Genomic DNA, 18,120 nt, shown 5'->3' with positions numbered 1-18,120 from the left:
GACTATGAACAAAGAAGAAATTTCGGTTTTTTGGTTTCGTCGCGATTTGCGATTAGAAGATAATACTGCTTTGGCGCTGGCATTACAAGACAATGTTCCTGTTTTGCCTATTTTTATTTTTGATGAGACGATTTTAGGCCAGCTTGAATGCAAACAAGATAAACGCGTTGATTATATTCATCAGGCATTACAATGGATACAAACTAGCTTTATCAAAGCTGGAGGGGGCATTCGTTTCTTTCACTCGAAACCTCTCACAGTTTTTAAGGAGCTGACGAAAGAATACAATGTAAAAACTGTGTATTGTAACCGCGATTATGAACCTCATGCATTGTCACGCGATAAAGAAGTTGGCGAGTGGTTACAACAGCAAAACATAGGCTTTGTCACTAAAAAAGACCAAGTGATTTTTGAGCAGGGTGAAATAAAGAAATTAGACGGTACTCCCTACACCGTCTATACACCTTATAGTAGAAGGTGGAAGGAAACATTAACCAAAAAAGATTATCGATCTAGCAGGGTAAATCTAACTGTCAATTTATTGCAATGGCATCCCGATCGCCAACCTTCGTTACAGGATATTGGTTTTGAGAAGACCGATTTTAAATTTGAAGAACCAAAGTTGGACTCGAATATTATCGATAGCTATGGAGAGTTTAGAGATTATCCAGCGAAAGATTTAACCACGCGTTTAGGTGTAGCATTACGGTTTGGTACCATTTCGATACGGAAATGTGTAAACTACGCACTTCTGCACAACGAGACTTGGCTGGGCGAGTTAATTTGGAGGGAGTTTTTTATGCAGATTCTATACCATTTTCCACAAGTCGTCGACCATTGTTTTAAACCGCAATACGAACATATTGTTTGGAGAAATAATGAAGAAGAGTTTTTACGATGGTGTGAAGGTCGAACTGGCTATCCTTTGGTAGACGCAGGTATGCGTCAATTGAATAAAACGGGGTTTATGCACAACCGTGTACGAATGGTTGTCGCTAGTTTTCTCACCAAACACTTACTGATCGATTGGCGATGGGGGGAGGCCTATTTTGCCGAATTGTTGTTAGATTACGAATTAGCTTCGAACAATGGGAACTGGCAATGGGCGGCAGGTTGTGGCTGTGACGCAGCCCCCTATTTTCGTATTTTTAATCCAACAGAGCAATTAAAGAAGTTTGATCGGAACTTGGATTATGTCAGACGATGGAATCCGGAGTTCGAGTCTTTGGAAAGCCAGCCTATTGTCGAGCATACATTTGCGCGCGAAAGAGCCTTGAAAGTCTATAAAGAAGCCCTAGATAAGGAAAGAAGGTAAATAGCCAACCACTGCCCAGTTGTGAAAAAATTAGCTACTGGGCAGTGGGAATCTCTTATTAAGATAAGAAAGTCACAAATTCTTCGGTAGAATTTCTAACTTTTTTCATATGAACAAGCCAATCATTGGTTTCATCACGGTATCCGATAGGAAGTAGCAATACACTCTTCAAACCCTGTTCACCTAACTGTAAGAGCTCATCGAGTTCTTCGTTATTAAAGCCTTCCATAGGTGTGCTATCAATTTTCAATTCTGCGGCCTGTGCTATAGCGAGACCGAAACCTATATAAGCTTGTTTTGCTGTATGTACAAAGTTTTCTTCAGCAGTTTGTTCGAGGTACAGAAGTTTTAGACGATCCGTGTATGAACCAAATCTGCCGCGTTCCAATCCGCGTTCGTCTGTAGTTTTATCATATATATGGTCAATGCGTTCTGCTGTGTAACGGTCCCAAGCCGCAAAAACAAGCAGATGTGAAGCATCTGCAACGATTTGTTGTCCAGCAGCAATAGGGACAATCTTGTCTTTCAATTCTTGATTGCTTACTACAAATATTCTATACTGCTGTAATCCGGAGGAGGTTGGAGCTAGTCGCGTTGCTTCTAAGATTTTTGCTAAGTCTTCCGCTGAAACCTTTTTCGTTGCGTCATATTTTTTTGTGGCGTATCGCCAGGTTAAGTCTTCAATAAGTGACATGTGTTTAAAATTTTGTGTTTAAAATAATAATGAGGAGTGTAATCAGCGCTGGTAAAGCCTGAACAAAAAAGATCTTTCTAGAAGCTGTTAATGTACCAAAAATCCCAGCTACAGCTACACAAGAAAGAAAAAATAATCTAATGTATTCCTGCCAAAGTATGTCTTGGATGAAAAAAGACCATAGTAGCCCAGCGGCTAGAAACCCATTATATAGCCCTTGATTGGCCGCTAAAGTTTTTGTTGGAGGAAATAATTCGTCGGGAAGAGATCCTTTGAACGTCTCCTTTCCTTTGGTTTCCCAAGCAAACATCTCTAACCATAAGATATACAGGTGCTCTAGCGCAATCATTGCGACGAGAACAGAAATAAGAAGAGTTATCATACCGCTGTCTGATTAGAAACTTCCAATAGAACCTCTATATTGCCTCGTGTGGCATTCGAATAGGGACAAATTTCGTGGGCTTTTGCCACAAGCGCATTCGCTTCTTCTAATGTAACCCCTGGAATATTGACTTGTAAAGTTACAGCAAGACCAAATCCTTGGTTTGGCAATTGCCCTATACTTACTTTTGCTGTAACGGAAGTTTCACCGGTTTTCGTTTTTGATAAGGTGATTACACGGTTTAACGCACTGTCGAAACAGGCAGAATAACCTGCGGCAAACAATTGTTCCGGATTTGTAAAGTCATCAGACGTTCCTCCGAGTGCTTTGGGCATGCGTACCTCTAAATCTAGTGTGCCATTATCAGTCTTTACTTGACCATTTCTGCCTCCTTTTGCTGTAGCAGAGGCTGTATAAAGTGTTTTCATCTGCGTTTTATTTAATAGATATTTATTTAAGTTTATAGTACTATAAATATTATACTTGTATTTGACTCAATATTTTGCATGTGAGTTCTTTCAAGCTCCGAAGTTCCTCTATTGAAAGGTCTAATTTTTCGACCAATTTAGCAGGTATACCATTTGCTGCTAATTGCAGTGCTTCTCCTTCGCTTGTCAGACTGATGGAAACTACACGTTCATCTTTTGCTGAACGCGTACGTTGAATGAGACCTTTGCTTTCTAACCTTTTGAGTAGAGGGGTTAAGGTTCCACTATCCAAGTATAATTTGTCTCCGATTTGATTGACTGTTTGTTTCCCTTGTTCCCACAATACCATTAAAACTAGATACTGTGGATAGGTTAAGTCTATCTCCTCCAATAGAGGTCTGTATACCCGAATAATCTCTCTAGATAAAACGTAAAGCGGAAAGCAGGTCTGATTTTCTAATTTCAAATGATTTTCCATGACGAATTCTTATATACAAATGTATTACAAAATTATATTGTTCACAATATAATTTTGTAATACATTTGTAATCTTCTATCCGGTGGCAAATAAACAATACTTGTGTTTTTATTCTCTGTCTTTGATGATCAAAACGGATGGAATATTGGAGATCCAGACATTTCTGCTGTCGAAGAATTGTTTACAACTTTCTGTACTTAGGATAATCAAATCCTGTCGTTGGAGCAAGGGTAGGTCTATTTCTGTATGTTCTAGTCGGCTAATATGATTGGGAGCGACTTGCTCAATAGCACGTATTTGTTCCAGTGTAGCTAAACTATTGTTGATTAACTTCTCGTTATCCAGAACCGTGACTTGCGCACCTGCATTGTGGATAAATCGTTGTACGTATCGAATTAGTTTTAAGTCGTGTGAGGTAAAAATGGGTAATAATATACGATCTGCTTTTAAAAAGTCTTTATCGATAAAAACCCCCACCGATATTTTACTTCTATAAAGAATCTGTTGTGTACTATCAGAGAAAATGGAGTGTTCTAAGGGATTTTCCTTGCCGATTACTTGATAGATTATTTTTTCAGGATTAATAATTCGCGTTGTAAATCCAAAAATTTTGCCTAAAGTGCTGCCATTGAAAATGGATTGACCTATACCAATAAGTAGGAGGTCGTAACTTCCCTCATTCGCTATTTCTACAACCTCACTTTCCATATTGTTGGCGGCTTTGAAGAGGGGTTTGATTTCCTGATTGATTAGTCTTGCTTCTTCTAATATAGGATGGAAGCTGTTCTTTTCAAACTGATCGGCGTTGTAATGATGTAAATCGTTTGTTGGGGTAAGATGTACGGCAGTGATAGAGGTACTACGGCTTAACTTGCGAGTTAATCCGTGGGCTAGTCTCAATAGGTTCCGTCCCCGGTCTGGATGTCCAAAAGCAATGAGAATGTTAAATTTTCCAATACGGCGTAAGGCAGCTGGTATCAGACTACCTTTTGGTTTAAATATCTTGTCGATGAGGTCCAAAGTAGGGCTGGTCATTAGCGTAGTCGTTAGTGCCATAATAACCATCATTGCAAAGACCTCTGGTGAGAGCATCCCAAGATCATAACCTATAGTCAGTACGACAAGTTCTATTAAGCCTCTTGTGTTCATGAGTGCTCCTATGGTAAGGCTATTTTTCCAACTTTGTCCTACAAATTTTGCAGCTAACATGCTTCCTATAAATTTTCCGGTAATGGCAACCAATACCACAACACCCGTGATTGCCCAGAGGTTGAATTCGTCTAATAAACCGATTTGTGTGCGTAGGCCAGTATATACGAAGAAGATCGGGAGAAATAAGATTAAGGAAACATCTTCCACTTTTTCTGTAAAGGTGCTGCGAAATTTGCTGCTATCGGGCATGATCGCTCCAGCCATAAAAGCACCAAATAATGCGTGTATACCAATGACTTCCGTGATGTAACAACTAGCCATTAAAATGAGAAAGAAAATCGCTACAACAGGTTTATTCAGATTTTCCCGAGAGTCATACATCTCGCCGATGCGCTGTAAGAAAGGCCTCACAAATTTGATCATTAAAAACACGTATACAATTGCGATGCAAATAATGTAAAGTGCGGCCAAGGAATTTCCCGCTTTCACAAAGGCGACCACGATAGCAAGCAAGCACCAGGCTGTAACATCATCAATAGCGGCGCTTGTGATGACTAATCGCCCTAATCTGCTTTTTTGAAGAGTACGTTCTTGAATGATGCGGGCTAAGACAGGGAAGGCGGTAATGCTCATCGATATCCCAATAAATAAGGAAAAAGATGTAAAATTAATCGCTTTAGGAGCAAATGTCCCGTATAGAAAGTAGGCAAGTCCGACGCCTAAGGAAAAGGGAAAAATAATACTAGCGTGACTGATGATGATGGCATCTCGAGCCTTAACTTTAAGGGTTTTCAGGTCGACTTCCATACCAATAATGAACATAAAGAAAATAAGTCCGATTTGACTTAGAAACTCGAGGTTGCCTAACGATTCGATAGGAAATAAGACCTGTGATAATGCAGGAAAGTGAAGCCCAAAGAAGGAGGGACCCAATATAATTCCTGCGGTAATCTCACCGATAACAGTAGGTTGTCCTACTTTTTTACATAACCAGCCAAAAAGTCGGGTTGCTAATATGATAACAAGGATTTGCGCAAGTAGAATCGCCAAAGGATGCTCTAAATTTTGAGAAATGCTCGTCAGAAATTCCCTCCACGGAGACGCATTGGGGTGTGGTAACGGAAAACTATGCTCTCCTTCCAGCGTTTTGCCCTGTTGGATAATCAAAAAGACAAGTATAGAAAATGAAATAAGAAGAGCGAAGTAAAAAATACCGTTCCTCAGCTTTCGATTCATGGATTATAGCGTTAATTTCTGTAAAAAAATAGTTTTGTATTTGTCACTCAATGTAAACATTCGAGGCTGTTTATTGTCACCCTGAAGATTACTTGTTATTTCGTTGTGGGAGAATGCCGCAACGATATGTAAGGCGATTATTTCTTTTTTATTTATTCTACAGAAAGCTGAGCTAGGAAGATCGGATTCTAAGGTTTGAAAGGAAACATTTTTAAGCGTGATTTCAGACTTATCGTCCAAGACGACAGCTTTGTCTCTGCTATCCAGATTGGAGGTTGTGATAAAGTGAATTCTATCGAAATAGAGAAGATATTTCCCTTTGTCGCTATTTACCTGTATAAATGCTTTTTCGGTAGGTATAGTATTACGTTGCCAAATAGAGACTTTCGCTATTGCCTGCTTTAACCGCTCCAGTTTTAATGGTTTACGGACGTAATCGATAACCTGTAAATCAAACGCATCGGCAGCATATTCGCCGTAGGCAGTCGTGAATATAATCGCTTTGTTCTTTATTCTTCCTGCTAATTCCAACCCTTTGATATGGGGCATTTCGATATCCGTAATAAGCAGGTCAAATTCTATATCTGCATGCTGTGCGAGAAAATCGAGTGACGAATTGAATGCTTTGATCACTTCTATTTCAGGAATCTGCTGGCATAGAAGTTTAAGATATTTCAGGCTTGGTAGCTCATCATCGAGTAGCAAGCATTTTAGCTTTGTGTTCAAGTAAGTCAATTTTTAAGTGGGCGATGTAAACCTCATCCTCCACAAACCTGTCTAATTTGTAATTATCTCTATAGATGACGTCTAGTCGGCGAACTAGGATGTCAGAGCCTACGCCTTGACGTTCTTTTTTCAAAGGTGTTTTGCTCGAAATTTTATTGGCTACGGTGAGCGAAAAAATATTTTCACTAAACTCAAATGTAATCGATATGAAAGAATCCTGACTTTGGATGTCTGCGTGTTTAAATGCATTTTCAATGAGGTCAATGCTTAATAGAGGAGCCATTACACGTTGATTGAAAAGGGGTTCATTGTCCCGGATTTTCTTTTTCACTTGTAGATCAAACAATGGACTTAATTTGATGCGGTATATTTCTACTAAGCTAAGAGCGAAATTTACCTCCTGATGTGGTGTCACATATTTCTTTTTACTTTCATACAGGATGTAGTCTAGTACGCTAGATAAAGAATCTATACTGTGATAGGTTTGATACGCATGTGATTGAATAGCATTTAATACGTTTTTAAAAAGGTGTGGATTTAATTTGTAATCCATCTCGGAAAGCTGTTGCTCATGAATCTTATTTTCAGCCGATGCTAGTTGTTTCTCAAGATTTTCAATTCTTTTTTTTTGTTTTACCCACAAAATAAGGAGTGTAACGATAATGCCAACTATCAATATAAGGCTCATGTAATAATTGAAGTCTGCTGTATCCATTATTAACCGTTGTAAAACAACTAAAATACGATTTAATATTTGGAATATTGTGTTTCTCTTGTAAATGATAACAGGGGAGAAGGAGGGAATAAAAAAGAGACGCGTATATTGACGCGTCTCTTCTTTTTTATTTTTTCTTTGAAGTTGTTTTCTTCTTTTGACCTGCAGCGTCGTCGAATTCGCGGAAAATCAATCGGGAGATTGCTTTCTCGATGCGTTCTCTACCTTCGTCTTCATTGATATCGATACCACTAATTGTACTACCGTTGTTTTTAGCGTGCAATGTAAGGTAATAAATACCACCTAAAATAATCGCCAAGGTAGCGCGAATATCGACATCAGTACCTTCAAAGTGTTTGTCTACGTGATCTAAAAGAAGATTGCCTACTTCTTCTCTATCGTCAGCAACTTTTCTAAGAAGTTTGTTTTTCATCCCCATTTCCCAATGGATGATCCGTTGGATCGACTTGTCCTTTAGGAAGGAATCAAATTGCAGTTGAAAAACTTCGTTTGTAGCTTCAGCACCGATAAGTTCAGGCTTTTCAAGTAATTCTGTGAATTGTACTTTCGATTTTGCAGACCAAAAGTCTTTCTCTAGGATGTACTCTTCGATTAGACCGTCTAAACTGCCAAAATAAAGATAAATTAACTTTGGATTTAAACCAGATTCTTTCGCTATGTTGGTAATTGTTAAGCCAGAATACGTGTATTTCTGCAAAACTTTCCCTACTGTAGCAATCAATCTGCGTTTAGTCTTTTCTTTGTCTCGGATTGGGCCGGACACCACTTTTCTAGGCTTCTTTACAGGAAGCTCCTCAACAGGTTCTGTTGATTGGTTTTTTTTTCGTGCCATGGTATTGTTTACCTTTGTTTGTATATAGTGTTCGGGGGATAAAAATGGTTATTAATATTTAATATGTCAAGTATTTTTTATTTTTTTTTAATCATCGATTACTTGGGCTTTAAGTATTTATGTTAACTAAAAAGGGGTTGATCTCGTTTGAATAATTTTTACATTAATTAACAAATGTATGGTGCATAAAGTTGCTAATATGTGTTTATGATAGGATTTAAGGGGTTTAGATCCCATAAGTTAAACAGAATAAATCAAGTTTTTTTTTGTTGGTACGGTGTGGTTTTGTGTTTTCAACGAACTTATTTGCTTTTTGTTTTGCCTACTAGAATTATGTAGTTTGTAGGATAAAAACTACAACAGTGTATCGTTCATAGCTGTAAAAAGATGCTTTTTTCTGTATAGCCTATAACTCTGGTTTAGGGAAGTCTTTTATACCACTATAAAAAACGAAAAGACCTGATACTGTTGGGAAAGAAGTATCAGGTCTTTTTGAACAATCTGTCTTAATGAAGATTGGAAGTGTCTACTTTATTTTTACCTTGTTTTATAAAGAGTACAAAAGGCACACATACCAAAAATAGCACTCCAAGATATAAGAATACATCCATGTAGGATAGGATGGTCGCTTGTTTCATCACAGAGCCTTCAATGAGCTGCTGTGCCTTTGCCAAAGCTTCGTTACTAGAGAAACCTTTACCCATGAACGTTTGTTGCATCGCTTGGATACGTTGTTGTACCTCAAATTTCGAGGGATCGATATGCGAAATCAGATCCACGCGATGGTGCTGACTATCCCGTGAAATAAATGTTGTGATCAACGCAATACCAAACGATCCGCCAAGTTGGCGACTCATACCAGTAAAAGAAGCACCTTCGCCTATGGACTTCCCTGATAGAGTAGATAAGGATAAAGTCATTATAGGTACGAACAAAAGACCTAGCCCTATACCGCGTATGATTAATGGCCAAAACATATGTTCACTACCCGTATCGTTGGTGATAATGCTATACATAAAAAATGAATAGCCAAAGAAAATACAAAGTCCCAAAGCGACCATATATTTTTGAGGTACACCGGATTGTATCATTTTTCCTATGAAAGGCATCATTAATCCCGTCATGATTGAACTGGGGATCAGTAACATACCTGCATCTGTAGCCGTCCACCCCAAAATAGATTGGGTATAGATTGGAATGATAAATGTGGAACCGAAAAGCCCGAAACCGAGGATGAAACTCATGATCGTTCCAATCTGTAAGTTCTTGTCTTTTAATACGCTCAGGTTAACGATGGGATTGGCATATGTTAATTCTCTCCAGATAAAAAAGAATAAACCTAAGAAAGACAAAATCGAAAGAACTACAATTGTAGGGTCTTCGAACCAATCGTCTTGTTGTCCATGTTCGAGAACAAATTGTAGCGAACCAATGAACATAACCAAGAAAATCATCCCCCACCAATCGACTTCTTTTGCAGATTGTTTTTTGCCATATTGTGGACTTTTGACCAAGTAGATTGTCATCAAAGTTGCCAAAATTCCGAGCGGTACGTTGATGTAAAAAATATAGGGCCAAGAGAAGTTATCTACGATATATCCACCAAGTGGTGGGCCTAATGTTGGTCCAACAATAACGCCCATGCCGTAAATCGCTTGTGCCATACTTCGTTTCTCGGGAGGGTAAGTTTCTGTTAGTATCGTTTGGGCAGTTACCAATAAAGCCCCTCCTCCCATACCTTGGAAGAACCGGAATGCGACAAGCTCCCATATATTGGTGGCATTGCCACATAGAAAAGAAGAAAGGGTAAAAATAATGATGGATGCTGCGAAGTAATTTCTTCGACCAAATTGCTGCGATAACCAGCTCGTCATAGGGATCACAATAACGTTCGCTATGGCATATGCCGTAATTACCCAAGCTACATCTGTCAGTGTTGCGCCTAGACTTCCTTTCATATCATTGAGTGCAACGTTGACAATCGTTGTGTCAACGATTTCCAGCAAAGCACATAGGATACAGGTGAAGGTAATCAACACCCGTTTAAACCCATATTCGACTAAGCTGTCTCTTTCAGTTAAAGTTTCCATAGTTTATTTTAGGTGTACATCCACATCTACATTCATTCCTGGGCGAAGCATTGCAATAACCTCAGGCTTGTTCTGTGGCGTAAACGTTATTTTCACAGGTAGACGTTGGACGGTTTTAACAAAGTTTCCTGTGGCATTGTCTGGAGGCAAAAGTGAAAATCTAGAACCTGTCGCTGGGGAAAAGGACTGCACCTCGCCTTCGATAATGTCGTCTGGAAAAGCATCTACTTTAATTTCGACTTTTTGTCCGGGTCTAATTTTGTTCAGCTGCGTCTCCTTGAAATTAGCGACCACCCAAGTTTCCGTATTGTTGATCACATAAAATAGAGATTGTCCAGGATTAACAAATTGTCCAGGCTGTAGTTTAATGTTAGATACTTGTCCATCAACCGAGGCTGTTACAACCGTATAAGATAGATTAAGTTCAGCCGCTTTTAACATGGCTTGTGCCTTTTCTATGTTTGCCTGAGCCACAGATGTCTGTTTACTTGCTACGTCCGTTTTACTCACGATCGCTGCCTTTTGTGAACTGCTGGCTTTACGTTGCTGTTGAAGAACCTCTACTTGTTTATCCGCTTCGAGCTTCGAGGTTAACGCTTGCTCGTATTGTTGCTTTGTAATGGAATGGTTGTTATACAGGTTCGAATAACGTTCAAAATCATTGTTTGCCTGTTTTGCTCTAATTTCCGCGGCCTCAATAGTACCGGTATTGGACTGGATCGTTGCATCTGAAATCGCGACATTTGCATTGGAAGCAAAGACATCCGCTTTAGATACTTCAAAAGAATTCTGTGCCACAAGTAAGGCTGCGCGCGCTTCCTGTACTTTAACTTCATAATCCACAGGTTGGATAACAAAAAGCGTATCGCCCTTTTTTACCAATTGGTTGTCATGTACGAATACGCGATCCACATATCCTCCTACGCGTGGAATGATAGGGGTTAAGTTCCGTTCAACCTGAGCATCATCCGTAGTTTCATGAGCCTGGCTTTCCCGATATTTGTAAATTCCGAATCCTCCTCCTAATACGAGGATAAGCGCAAATGCAATAATAAATTTTTTATTTGCAGGTTTTTTATTTTCAGTGGTATTTTCCATGATTTGTTGCTTCTTTATTTAGTTGTAAAATGTCCAGTTGCTAGTAATAAATCGTAATATTTTTCAATCAATGTTGCTTCGCCAATGGCTAGATTGATTTGACTTTGGAGTTGTTGCACATCCGCTTCTAATAAATCGTCGGTGTCGGCAACACCATTTTCATATTTGTCTTTCACAATCCTATAATTTTCCTGAGCTTGTGCCAAGGCTTCTTTATAAAGGTTGTTCTTCTTGTCTGCTAATGTTAAATCCTCTTGCGCTTCTTTGATTTCATTTTTAATTTTATCATTTGTTAGCGCAATGTTTTCATCAAGGGCTATAAGCTGCTGTTCTGCCACGCGAACCTTCTTTTTGTTTTTGTACAAAGCACCAATATCGTAAGATACCCCGACCCCAATATTCGCTGCATTGGTTACCGTGACAAGATTTTGAAGATGAAGTGCGGCATAACCTCCTGTAGCAAATACCGTAGGGTAATAAGCCGCTTTAGTTACTTTAAGTTGGTCCTGTGCGACATCTTTTTGGGATAAAAGCGATTTGATTTCGTTTCTTTCTTCATATCCTTCTTGTACAGTTGATTCTGCTGCTTTGGCTTTTGCTAAATCAATATGGTCAATGATGGTGTTTTCTTCAAGCCCTAGCAGGGTGTTGAGTTGGTAATTGATAACTTTAGCATTTTTTGTGGCTTCTTGGTAAGAAACTTTATAGTTTGATAACTGTAGTTCTGCCTTTAATAGATCATTTCTAGCAATAATTCCATTTTGTTCCATCGCTTTAAAGTCAACAACCTGCTGTTCCGCTTTCTTTATATTTTCTGCAATAAGATCTTGCGTTTGCTGTGCCTGATAAAGTGCTAAATATAGGTGAACCGCATTTAACGAAATATGTTCCTTGGAAGCCAGACTTTCGTATTGTATGGCCTTCCAGCTATCTTCCGCACTTTTGATCCCATTCTTAATTTTCCCTCCCGTATACAAGGGCATATTAATAGATAGTTGTCCAATGAACAACTGATTCATGGATACGTCTAAGCCATCGCCAGAGCCCGTCGGAATTTTTAGATCGACCGTCGGGCTGTTCATCGTCAGGTAAGTGCCTGATAGCTTACTTTCAGGCAATCTGCTGTCTTTCGCTTCCTCATATTTAAGCTGACTTGTTTTTACTTGGGCATCCAAAACCTTTGCGTTGGTCGATTGACTGGCTGCAAGTTGGATTACCTCTTCCAATTCGAGATGTTTTTTCTCTTGTGCAAAGCTGAATACACTTGTCGATAATAAAAGACAAGCTGTACTCCAATATTTAATTTTCATATGTCAAAATAGCTTTCAAAATAAATTTCAAATGTTTGGTGAGTTCTTCCTTTAGATAATCTTCGTAGCTTATTCCAGAAGATAAGGAGAGCATTTCTTCGATAACGGATTTGTTCATCTTATAATTCAGAAAGGTGCCGATCATCGTCATGTGTAATAATAGGGGATCGTAAAAACGAAAGACCCCTTTCTCACATCCATATTCAATAACTTCTCTGAGTTGTCGAACATTATGTTGACGAAGTTCTTTAAAAACAGAGGCCGAATTAATTCTTTTTTTCGTTGTAGCCTCGTTCGTGAGAATCTGGTAAAGATGAAGATCGGAAAATTTAGATTCCATGTAGTGATCTAGCATTTTTTCTAATCGTAAGAATGGATCGACTTCATCTTGGTATTTCGAAGGGTCTAAACGATACGCTTCAACACCATGTTCAATGATGGTTTCCAATAAGTTTTCCTTCGAATTGAAGTAATAGTTAATCATAGCGACATTGATATTTGCACGTTGCGCAATATCACGTACAGATGTTGCATCAAAGCCATTTTGTGCAAATAGTGATTTCGCTATCTCTATGATTTCCAGTTGTTTGTTGTTTAATTCCATACGTTTCTTGAATTAACGGGGCAAATTTAAACAAATGTTTAATTTAAACAATTGTTTAAATTAAACATTTGTTTAAGATTACTTTTTGATGATAATTGTGTCTTGCTTGTAATTTATTTATAACTATTCTAAATAATATTGTATTTTTGCAGACCCAACAAAATGAAACAAGCGTGGATTAGTATTAGACAAGGCGATCAGGAGAGCTTTATGGCACTCTATGATGCGTATTATTCCTCTTTGTTCCAATACGGCTTGTCTATCGGTAAAGAAAGGGAGATTGTAAAAGAATCCATTCATATCTTATTCTGTGAGATATGGGAAAATAGAGTGCGTTTATCTATCGAAGTTCAAGATCCCAAATTTTATCTTTTTACCTGGTTAAAACGCATTATTTTACGGCAACTAAAAGAACAAGGTTCTTCTCCTGTCATTATTTTCGATGAGCAGCTTGAAGATTCTGCAGAAGCACAGCAAATTGCGTGGGAACAACATGTTGAAATGCAGAGCAAATTAGATAAAGCACTTGCCCAGTTAACAAAAAAACAGAGGCATTATGTGGAGCTTCGTTTCTTTCAAAACAAATCCTATGAGCAAATTGCCATAGAAGAAAATGCCGCTGTCCGCACGGTTTATAATGTGATTTACGAAGCTTTGAAGAATCTTAAAGGGCAGATAATCTTTTTGTTACTTAGTTGTTTTAAATTTTTCTAAATAAAAACAGGTAAAAATTGCGCCTTTATTGCACTATATAATAAACAGCAATAAATGGACATGAACAATCCTACGATCGAACAACTGATTTGCGAAGAATCTTTTATTCATTACTGCCTCGAAAGCCATCCTATGGATGTGGAGTTTTGGGAAAGTTGGTTAAAAGACAATCCTCAATATGTTGCGCTTGTGGATGAAGCCAAACAATTTGTCATCGCTTTAGCGAACCGACCCACACAGGAAGAACGAGAAACTGCGCGCGAGACGATGCTAGCTCATTTAGAGCGGAGTGCTGTTGTGCCTCAACGAGCTGTGCGCAAATTGGTTTTCCGATATTGGGTGGCGGCAGCCTGTTTGTTGATGGTCGGTACAGCTGTTTCTCTGTGGTTCTTACGAAATCCAAAAGAACTGGATAGCGTTACTCTGCCAAATATCGTGCATCAAGAAGTACCGCTTGGTAAACGCATGAACATTACCCTAGCTGATGGAACAAAAGTTCGCTTGACTGCAGGTACAAAATTCGATTATCCAATACTGTTTTCAGACAGTCTTCGCGAAGTGCAACTCCAAGGTGATGCTTTTTTTGAGGTGGTGCATGATGCAACTAAACCTTTTGTCATCAAGACTGGTGATTTTGCGGTTCGTGTATTGGGAACCTCTTTCAATGTGCATGCTTTTAATGAAGATGATCGTATGCAGGTGGCGCTTTTTAATGGAAAAGTTGAGGTCTACAATAACGATATCAAGCAAACGCTTTCTCCGGGACAATCGTTCAACTACAATAAAAAAACGAATACGTTTTCTGTCGAAACTTTTGATAAAGAAGAAGAAAGAGCGAGTATTGAAGGTATACTGTTCTTTAAGCAAGCTTCCTTTGCAGAAGTTGGTCGAAAACTCTCCCGAAAATACGGTATCATCGTTCCGGCAAATCCCGCAATAGAGATGAGCTTTTCTGGTACCATTGCAAACGAATCTATCGAACAAGTTATCGCGAAATTAAACTTTACCACACCGTATCATTTCCATCTCGATTCTAATACCCTTATTGCAAAACAAAAATAAAATGAATAAAGACCCTCGTGTATGTCTGACGCAAACATACACCCTATTATTAACCGTCTTTCTTACGATAGGCACGTTTATGGCGCGAGGCCAACAACAATTTTTAAGAATAGAAAGTAAAAATCAAACGATTCGTTCTATTTTTCAACAAGTTGAACGCCAATCTGGTTACAGTTTTCTTTACGATGAACAGGTCGTTTATGTGGATCGGAAGGCTAGTTTCTCTTCATCGGGCAACCTTCATCAGGTTTTAACACAGTTGGAAGAAGTCTTATTCTTGGATCTGGAAATTTCCGGTAGGAATATTTTGGTCAAGAAGGGCAAGAAACCTATTACCATATCTGGGGTTATTTTAGATTCGATCAGCATGGAGCCGTTAGCAGGAGCGAGCCTCTATGTAAAACAAAAAGGAATACAGAGTAGAACAGATGCAAAAGGTAAATTTTTAGTGGAATTGCCAGCACAGCTGTTACATGAAGATGTGACGGTGAGTTATGTGGGTTACGATAATAAGGTCATAAAGGTAGAAGGGGCGTTTCAACAAGTCTTGTTAAAACCGAAAGAGCAAAGTGTGGAGGAAGTCGTGATAACCAGTACGTACGAAAGGCCTAAACTTAAGGAGGAAACCGTAGGAAGTGTTTTTTCTTTGAATGCCGAACAATTGCAAACAAGCCGGCCGATAGAAAGTATCGATAAGATGTTGGAGGGGATGGTCCCTGGATTGTATGTAGAACCGAGTACATCATTGGGTACGCCGGTAAAAATTCACATTCGAGGACAGGGTACACTTTCCTCTACGAAAGCGGAAAGGACAAGCTCTTCGCAGCCCTTATTTGTTATCGATGGCGTGCCGATGCAGGAACAGGAAAGTGGGGATGCGGTGGCGTTGTTTGGAGATGAAACGTTACTCAATCCACTTGCTGGAATTAACCCGATGGATATAGAGTCGGTAACTGTACTCAAAGATGCCGCAGCAACAACAATCTATGGTGCGAATGCCGCGAATGGTGTTATCCTTATCACAACAAAAAGTGGTCGAAGCGGAAACTTGCGTGTACAAGCTACTTTTCAATCTGGGGTGTCTACTTTTATCAATAGGTTAAAGCTTCTTTCGGGACCCCAATATCATGAATTACTGCGCGAATACTATATCAATGAGGGATCGACAGCGGCAGCAGCGACGATACTAGCAGGAAGTAGTACCATTGATACAGATTGGTTTGATTTGACATTAAGAAATGCAAGGTATTCGAATATGAACGTCTCCTTTTCTGGCGGACAAGGAGGAAGTACTTATTTTCTGTCTATGGGCTACCGGAATCAAGAAAACGCGACCCCGGGCAATGAACTGAAGCAATATACAGCGACTTTAAAGTACCAAACAAAACTCTCCGACAAGGTAAGATTAAATACCACGATTACACCGACCTTAATGCGACGTGAGGGGTTAGATAATTTCTCGGCAAATGCTTACTTGCCTCCTAATATATCTCCTTATAATGCCGATGGTAGCTTTTCGACTTTTTTGGGACTCTACAATCCTTTGGCAGTACTTGCGCAGAATGAGGATAAAAGTCAAACTATAACGACGAATGGGCAAATGGATCTGCAATATGATATTACTCCCGAATTGTATGTGCGTACTGCATTAGGAGGTAATTTTTTGCAATCAAAACAAGAACTTTATTATTCGAAAGATAATGGAACGGGGAGTACATCTGGTGGACGATTACGCATATACGATCGGTCAACATATAATTGGACTTCTTTTGCACAAGTCGGCTACAGTCCAAAATTAAAGGGAAACCAACGTTTTCTAACCATAGCGGGAATGGAACTGCGTGATCAACATACCGCTTTGTTATATGGTTTAGGTACAGGTTTCACTTATGATAAAATACGTGAGTTAAGTTTAGCCAGTACAAAGACTTCAGCCTCCTCGAAAATATCCGATGCTACCGTTTCCTACTACACGCAGATGAATTACGATCTGCAGAAGAAATACTATGTTACCTTGAGTGGACGAGCTGATCAATCATCGTTATTCGGAGGGGATAAAAGTATGGCTATTAATGCGGCTTTAGGAGCCGGATGGAATATCTCTAACGAGGACTTCTTAAAAGATATAGAAAGTATCAATTTCCTACGTTTGAGAGCCAGTTTTGGTAGTACGGGGAATTCGCGTATAGGATCCTATGCTTCCCGAGGAACTTACGATATCGGTAGCACAACATATGGCGGGCAAGTTGGTGCAAAACCGACATCAACGGCAGCAGAAAATCCCGATTTAGGTTGGGAAACCAATTATAAAACAAATATCGGACTTGACATCTCCTTGTTTGATCGTTTACAATTCACCTTGGAACTTTATCGTAACAATATTCATAATTTGATTGCGGGCGTAGATGTACCGCTGGAGACGGGATTCTCGAGTATACAGGTGAATGCCGGAAATATGCGGAATCAAGGATTGGATTTCAACTTATCTTATGCTTGGTTTAAGGATGGGGATTTGAATTGGCGGACCACATTTAACGGTGGATTCAACCGAAATAAAGTACTTTCCTTTAATAATCCTATAGCTGTGGACTATGCTCCTTCATCGGGTAATTATGTAGGGAATGCACTTCGTGTGGGCTACAGCACGAACACCATATGGGGAGTGCGTTGGGCAGGTGTGGATAAGGAGGATGGTTTAGATCGGTTTTACACGCCTTCAGGTGAGATTGTCGATAGATCTGGAATAAGAGCTTTGGGCGAAGATGCTTACGAGATTTTGGGTAATTCCATGCCTACAATTCAAGGAGGTATGGTCAATATATTCAATTGGAATAATATTTCGTTTTCTTTTAATCTCCAATATAATGTAGGCGCGAAAAAATTGATTTCAACGACCCGTTTTGAAGCTGGAAATACAATTAGGCATTCTAATAAGGTGGTTGATTTGATGTATCGTTGGCAGGAATCCGGGGATGAAACTGATATTCCAAAACTCACCTCAACCGTCCCGGTTAGAAATTCCTCGCAGTATTTGTATGATCTCACACATCTGAAGCTGTCAAACGTTTCTGTAGGTTATGCGCTAAATAATGATTGGAGCAAAAGGCATAAAATTCCGAATCTATCTTTCAATTTTAATGTAACGAACCTATTTTACTGGTATAAAGACAAGACTCCCGAGGGACGTAACGGAATCCGCGAGCTACGGTTTACGTATCCAGAAACCCGAAATTTTTCATTTGGTGTGCAAGTCAGTTTATAAT

General features: G+C 39.2%; 16 protein-coding genes. 4 read left to right on the top strand and 12 right to left on the bottom strand.

Translation table 11 applies throughout. From position 1 onward, the window contains the following. Positions 1 to 4 precede the first annotated feature (4 nt). Positions 5 to 1,315, top strand: a complete 1,311-nt coding sequence (locus tag ACSZOX_RS02425) for a cryptochrome/photolyase family protein (protein WP_437918156.1) — start codon at positions 5 to 7, stop codon at positions 1,313 to 1,315. Between the two features lie 58 nt (positions 1,316 to 1,373). Here the strand turns inward: ACSZOX_RS02425 and ACSZOX_RS02420 are convergent, their stop codons facing one another. From ACSZOX_RS02420 to ACSZOX_RS02365, 12 genes are all read right to left on the bottom strand, one after another. Continuing rightward, a complete protein-coding gene (locus ACSZOX_RS02420) occupies positions 1,374 to 2,009 on the bottom strand; it encodes an NAD(P)H-dependent oxidoreductase (protein ID WP_437918155.1) in 636 nt (211 codons plus the stop codon). A 4-nt stretch (positions 2,010 to 2,013) separates the two neighbouring features. Continuing rightward, entirely contained in the window at positions 2,014 to 2,391 is a 378-nt protein-coding gene (locus tag ACSZOX_RS02415) for a DUF1304 domain-containing protein (RefSeq protein ID WP_437918154.1), read from the bottom strand. Then, positions 2,388 to 2,819, bottom strand: coding sequence for an organic hydroperoxide resistance protein (locus ACSZOX_RS02410; protein ID WP_437918153.1), 432 nt, complete (start codon positions 2,817 to 2,819; stop codon positions 2,388 to 2,390). Before ACSZOX_RS02410 ends, ACSZOX_RS02415 begins: the two co-directional genes overlap by 4 nt. 49 nt (positions 2,820 to 2,868) lie before the next feature. Continuing rightward, the gene (locus tag ACSZOX_RS02405) at positions 2,869 to 3,297 is read right to left on the bottom strand and encodes a MarR family winged helix-turn-helix transcriptional regulator (RefSeq protein WP_437918152.1); all 429 of its coding nucleotides are present in this window, start codon (positions 3,295 to 3,297) and stop codon (positions 2,869 to 2,871) included. Positions 3,298 to 3,405: 108 nt separating this feature from the next. Then, positions 3,406 to 5,685, bottom strand: a complete 2,280-nt coding sequence (locus ACSZOX_RS02400) for a cation:proton antiporter (protein WP_437918151.1) — start codon at positions 5,683 to 5,685, stop codon at positions 3,406 to 3,408. 3 nt (positions 5,686 to 5,688) lie between these two features. Further along, on the bottom strand, positions 5,689 to 6,411 hold the full coding sequence (locus ACSZOX_RS02395) for a LytR/AlgR family response regulator transcription factor (protein WP_437918150.1): 723 nt from the start codon (positions 6,409 to 6,411) through the stop codon (positions 5,689 to 5,691). Further along, the gene (locus tag ACSZOX_RS02390) at positions 6,377 to 7,126 is read right to left on the bottom strand and encodes a histidine kinase (RefSeq protein ID WP_437918149.1); all 750 of its coding nucleotides are present in this window, start codon (positions 7,124 to 7,126) and stop codon (positions 6,377 to 6,379) included. The genes ACSZOX_RS02395 and ACSZOX_RS02390 overlap by 35 nt, the downstream gene beginning before the upstream one ends. A gap of 127 nt (positions 7,127 to 7,253) precedes the next feature. Further along, positions 7,254 to 7,979 carry a TetR/AcrR family transcriptional regulator gene (locus ACSZOX_RS02385; RefSeq protein WP_437918148.1) on the bottom strand — a complete coding sequence of 242 codons (726 nt, stop codon included), beginning with the start codon at positions 7,977 to 7,979 and terminating at the stop codon, positions 7,254 to 7,256. Between the two features lie 506 nt (positions 7,980 to 8,485). Beyond that, on the bottom strand, positions 8,486 to 10,069 hold the full coding sequence (locus tag ACSZOX_RS02380; protein ID WP_437918147.1) for an MDR family MFS transporter: 1,584 nt from the start codon (positions 10,067 to 10,069) through the stop codon (positions 8,486 to 8,488). A gap of 3 nt (positions 10,070 to 10,072) precedes the next feature. Then, positions 10,073 to 11,167 carry an HlyD family secretion protein gene (locus tag ACSZOX_RS02375; protein ID WP_437918146.1) on the bottom strand — a complete coding sequence of 365 codons (1,095 nt, stop codon included), beginning with the start codon at positions 11,165 to 11,167 and terminating at the stop codon, positions 10,073 to 10,075. Between the two features lie 14 nt (positions 11,168 to 11,181). Then, on the bottom strand, positions 11,182 to 12,477 hold the full coding sequence (locus ACSZOX_RS02370; protein WP_437918145.1) for a TolC family protein: 1,296 nt from the start codon (positions 12,475 to 12,477) through the stop codon (positions 11,182 to 11,184). Further along, on the bottom strand, positions 12,467 to 13,081 hold the full coding sequence (locus ACSZOX_RS02365; protein ID WP_437918144.1) for a TetR/AcrR family transcriptional regulator: 615 nt from the start codon (positions 13,079 to 13,081) through the stop codon (positions 12,467 to 12,469). Before ACSZOX_RS02365 ends, ACSZOX_RS02370 begins: the two co-directional genes overlap by 11 nt. Positions 13,082 to 13,243: 162 nt before the next feature. Between ACSZOX_RS02365 and ACSZOX_RS02360 the strand changes: the two genes are divergently transcribed. From ACSZOX_RS02360 to ACSZOX_RS02350, 3 genes are read left to right on the top strand one after another with little or no spacing between them, the layout of a single operon-like run. Then, the gene (locus ACSZOX_RS02360; protein WP_437918143.1) at positions 13,244 to 13,795 is read left to right on the top strand and encodes an RNA polymerase sigma factor; all 552 of its coding nucleotides are present in this window, start codon (positions 13,244 to 13,246) and stop codon (positions 13,793 to 13,795) included. Between the two features lie 60 nt (positions 13,796 to 13,855). Beyond that, positions 13,856 to 14,857 (top strand): FecR family protein, encoded by a 1,002-nt coding sequence (locus ACSZOX_RS02355; RefSeq protein WP_437918142.1) that lies wholly within the window; start codon positions 13,856 to 13,858, stop codon positions 14,855 to 14,857. A gap of 1 nt (position 14,858) precedes the next feature. Beyond that, a complete protein-coding gene (locus ACSZOX_RS02350; RefSeq protein WP_437918141.1) occupies positions 14,859 to 18,119 on the top strand; it encodes a SusC/RagA family TonB-linked outer membrane protein in 3,261 nt (1,086 codons plus the stop codon). Position 18,120: the final 1 nt, after the last annotated feature.

It is taken from the genome of Sphingobacterium sp. LRF_L2 (assembly GCF_965644235.1).
In the GTDB taxonomy this organism is placed as follows: Bacteria; Bacteroidota; Bacteroidia; order Sphingobacteriales; family Sphingobacteriaceae; genus Sphingobacterium.
The sequence above is the reverse complement of the archived record's forward strand: the minus strand, read 5'-3'. Positions and strand labels throughout refer to the sequence as shown.

What these genes read in the sequence shown, in the direction of transcription:
- ACSZOX_RS02375 (WP_437918146.1), bottom strand. Translation starts at nt 11,167, where the DNA reads ATGGAAAATACCACTGAAAATAAAAAACCTGCAAATAAAAAATTTATT.
- ACSZOX_RS02385 (WP_437918148.1), bottom strand. Translation starts at nt 7,979, where the DNA reads ATGGCACGAAAAAAAAACCAATCAACAGAACCTGTTGAGGAGCTTCCT.
- ACSZOX_RS02415 (WP_437918154.1), bottom strand. Translation starts at nt 2,391, where the DNA reads ATGATAACTCTTCTTATTTCTGTTCTCGTCGCAATGATTGCGCTAGAG.
- ACSZOX_RS02365 (WP_437918144.1), bottom strand. Translation starts at nt 13,081, where the DNA reads ATGGAATTAAACAACAAACAACTGGAAATCATAGAGATAGCGAAATCA.
- ACSZOX_RS02420 (WP_437918155.1), bottom strand. Translation starts at nt 2,009, where the DNA reads ATGTCACTTATTGAAGACTTAACCTGGCGATACGCCACAAAAAAATAT.
- ACSZOX_RS02380 (WP_437918147.1), bottom strand. Translation starts at nt 10,069, where the DNA reads ATGGAAACTTTAACTGAAAGAGACAGCTTAGTCGAATATGGGTTTAAA.
- ACSZOX_RS02410 (WP_437918153.1), bottom strand. Translation starts at nt 2,819, where the DNA reads ATGAAAACACTTTATACAGCCTCTGCTACAGCAAAAGGAGGCAGAAAT.
- ACSZOX_RS02405 (WP_437918152.1), bottom strand. Translation starts at nt 3,297, where the DNA reads ATGGAAAATCATTTGAAATTAGAAAATCAGACCTGCTTTCCGCTTTAC.
- ACSZOX_RS02355 (WP_437918142.1), top strand. Translation starts at nt 13,856, where the DNA reads ATGAACAATCCTACGATCGAACAACTGATTTGCGAAGAATCTTTTATT.
- ACSZOX_RS02360 (WP_437918143.1), top strand. Translation starts at nt 13,244, where the DNA reads ATGAAACAAGCGTGGATTAGTATTAGACAAGGCGATCAGGAGAGCTTT.
- ACSZOX_RS02425 (WP_437918156.1), top strand. Translation starts at nt 5, where the DNA reads ATGAACAAAGAAGAAATTTCGGTTTTTTGGTTTCGTCGCGATTTGCGA.
- ACSZOX_RS02400 (WP_437918151.1), bottom strand. Translation starts at nt 5,685, where the DNA reads ATGAATCGAAAGCTGAGGAACGGTATTTTTTACTTCGCTCTTCTTATT.
- ACSZOX_RS02390 (WP_437918149.1), bottom strand. Translation starts at nt 7,126, where the DNA reads ATGGATACAGCAGACTTCAATTATTACATGAGCCTTATATTGATAGTT.
- ACSZOX_RS02350 (WP_437918141.1), top strand. Translation starts at nt 14,859, where the DNA reads ATGAATAAAGACCCTCGTGTATGTCTGACGCAAACATACACCCTATTA.
- ACSZOX_RS02370 (WP_437918145.1), bottom strand. Translation starts at nt 12,477, where the DNA reads ATGAAAATTAAATATTGGAGTACAGCTTGTCTTTTATTATCGACAAGT.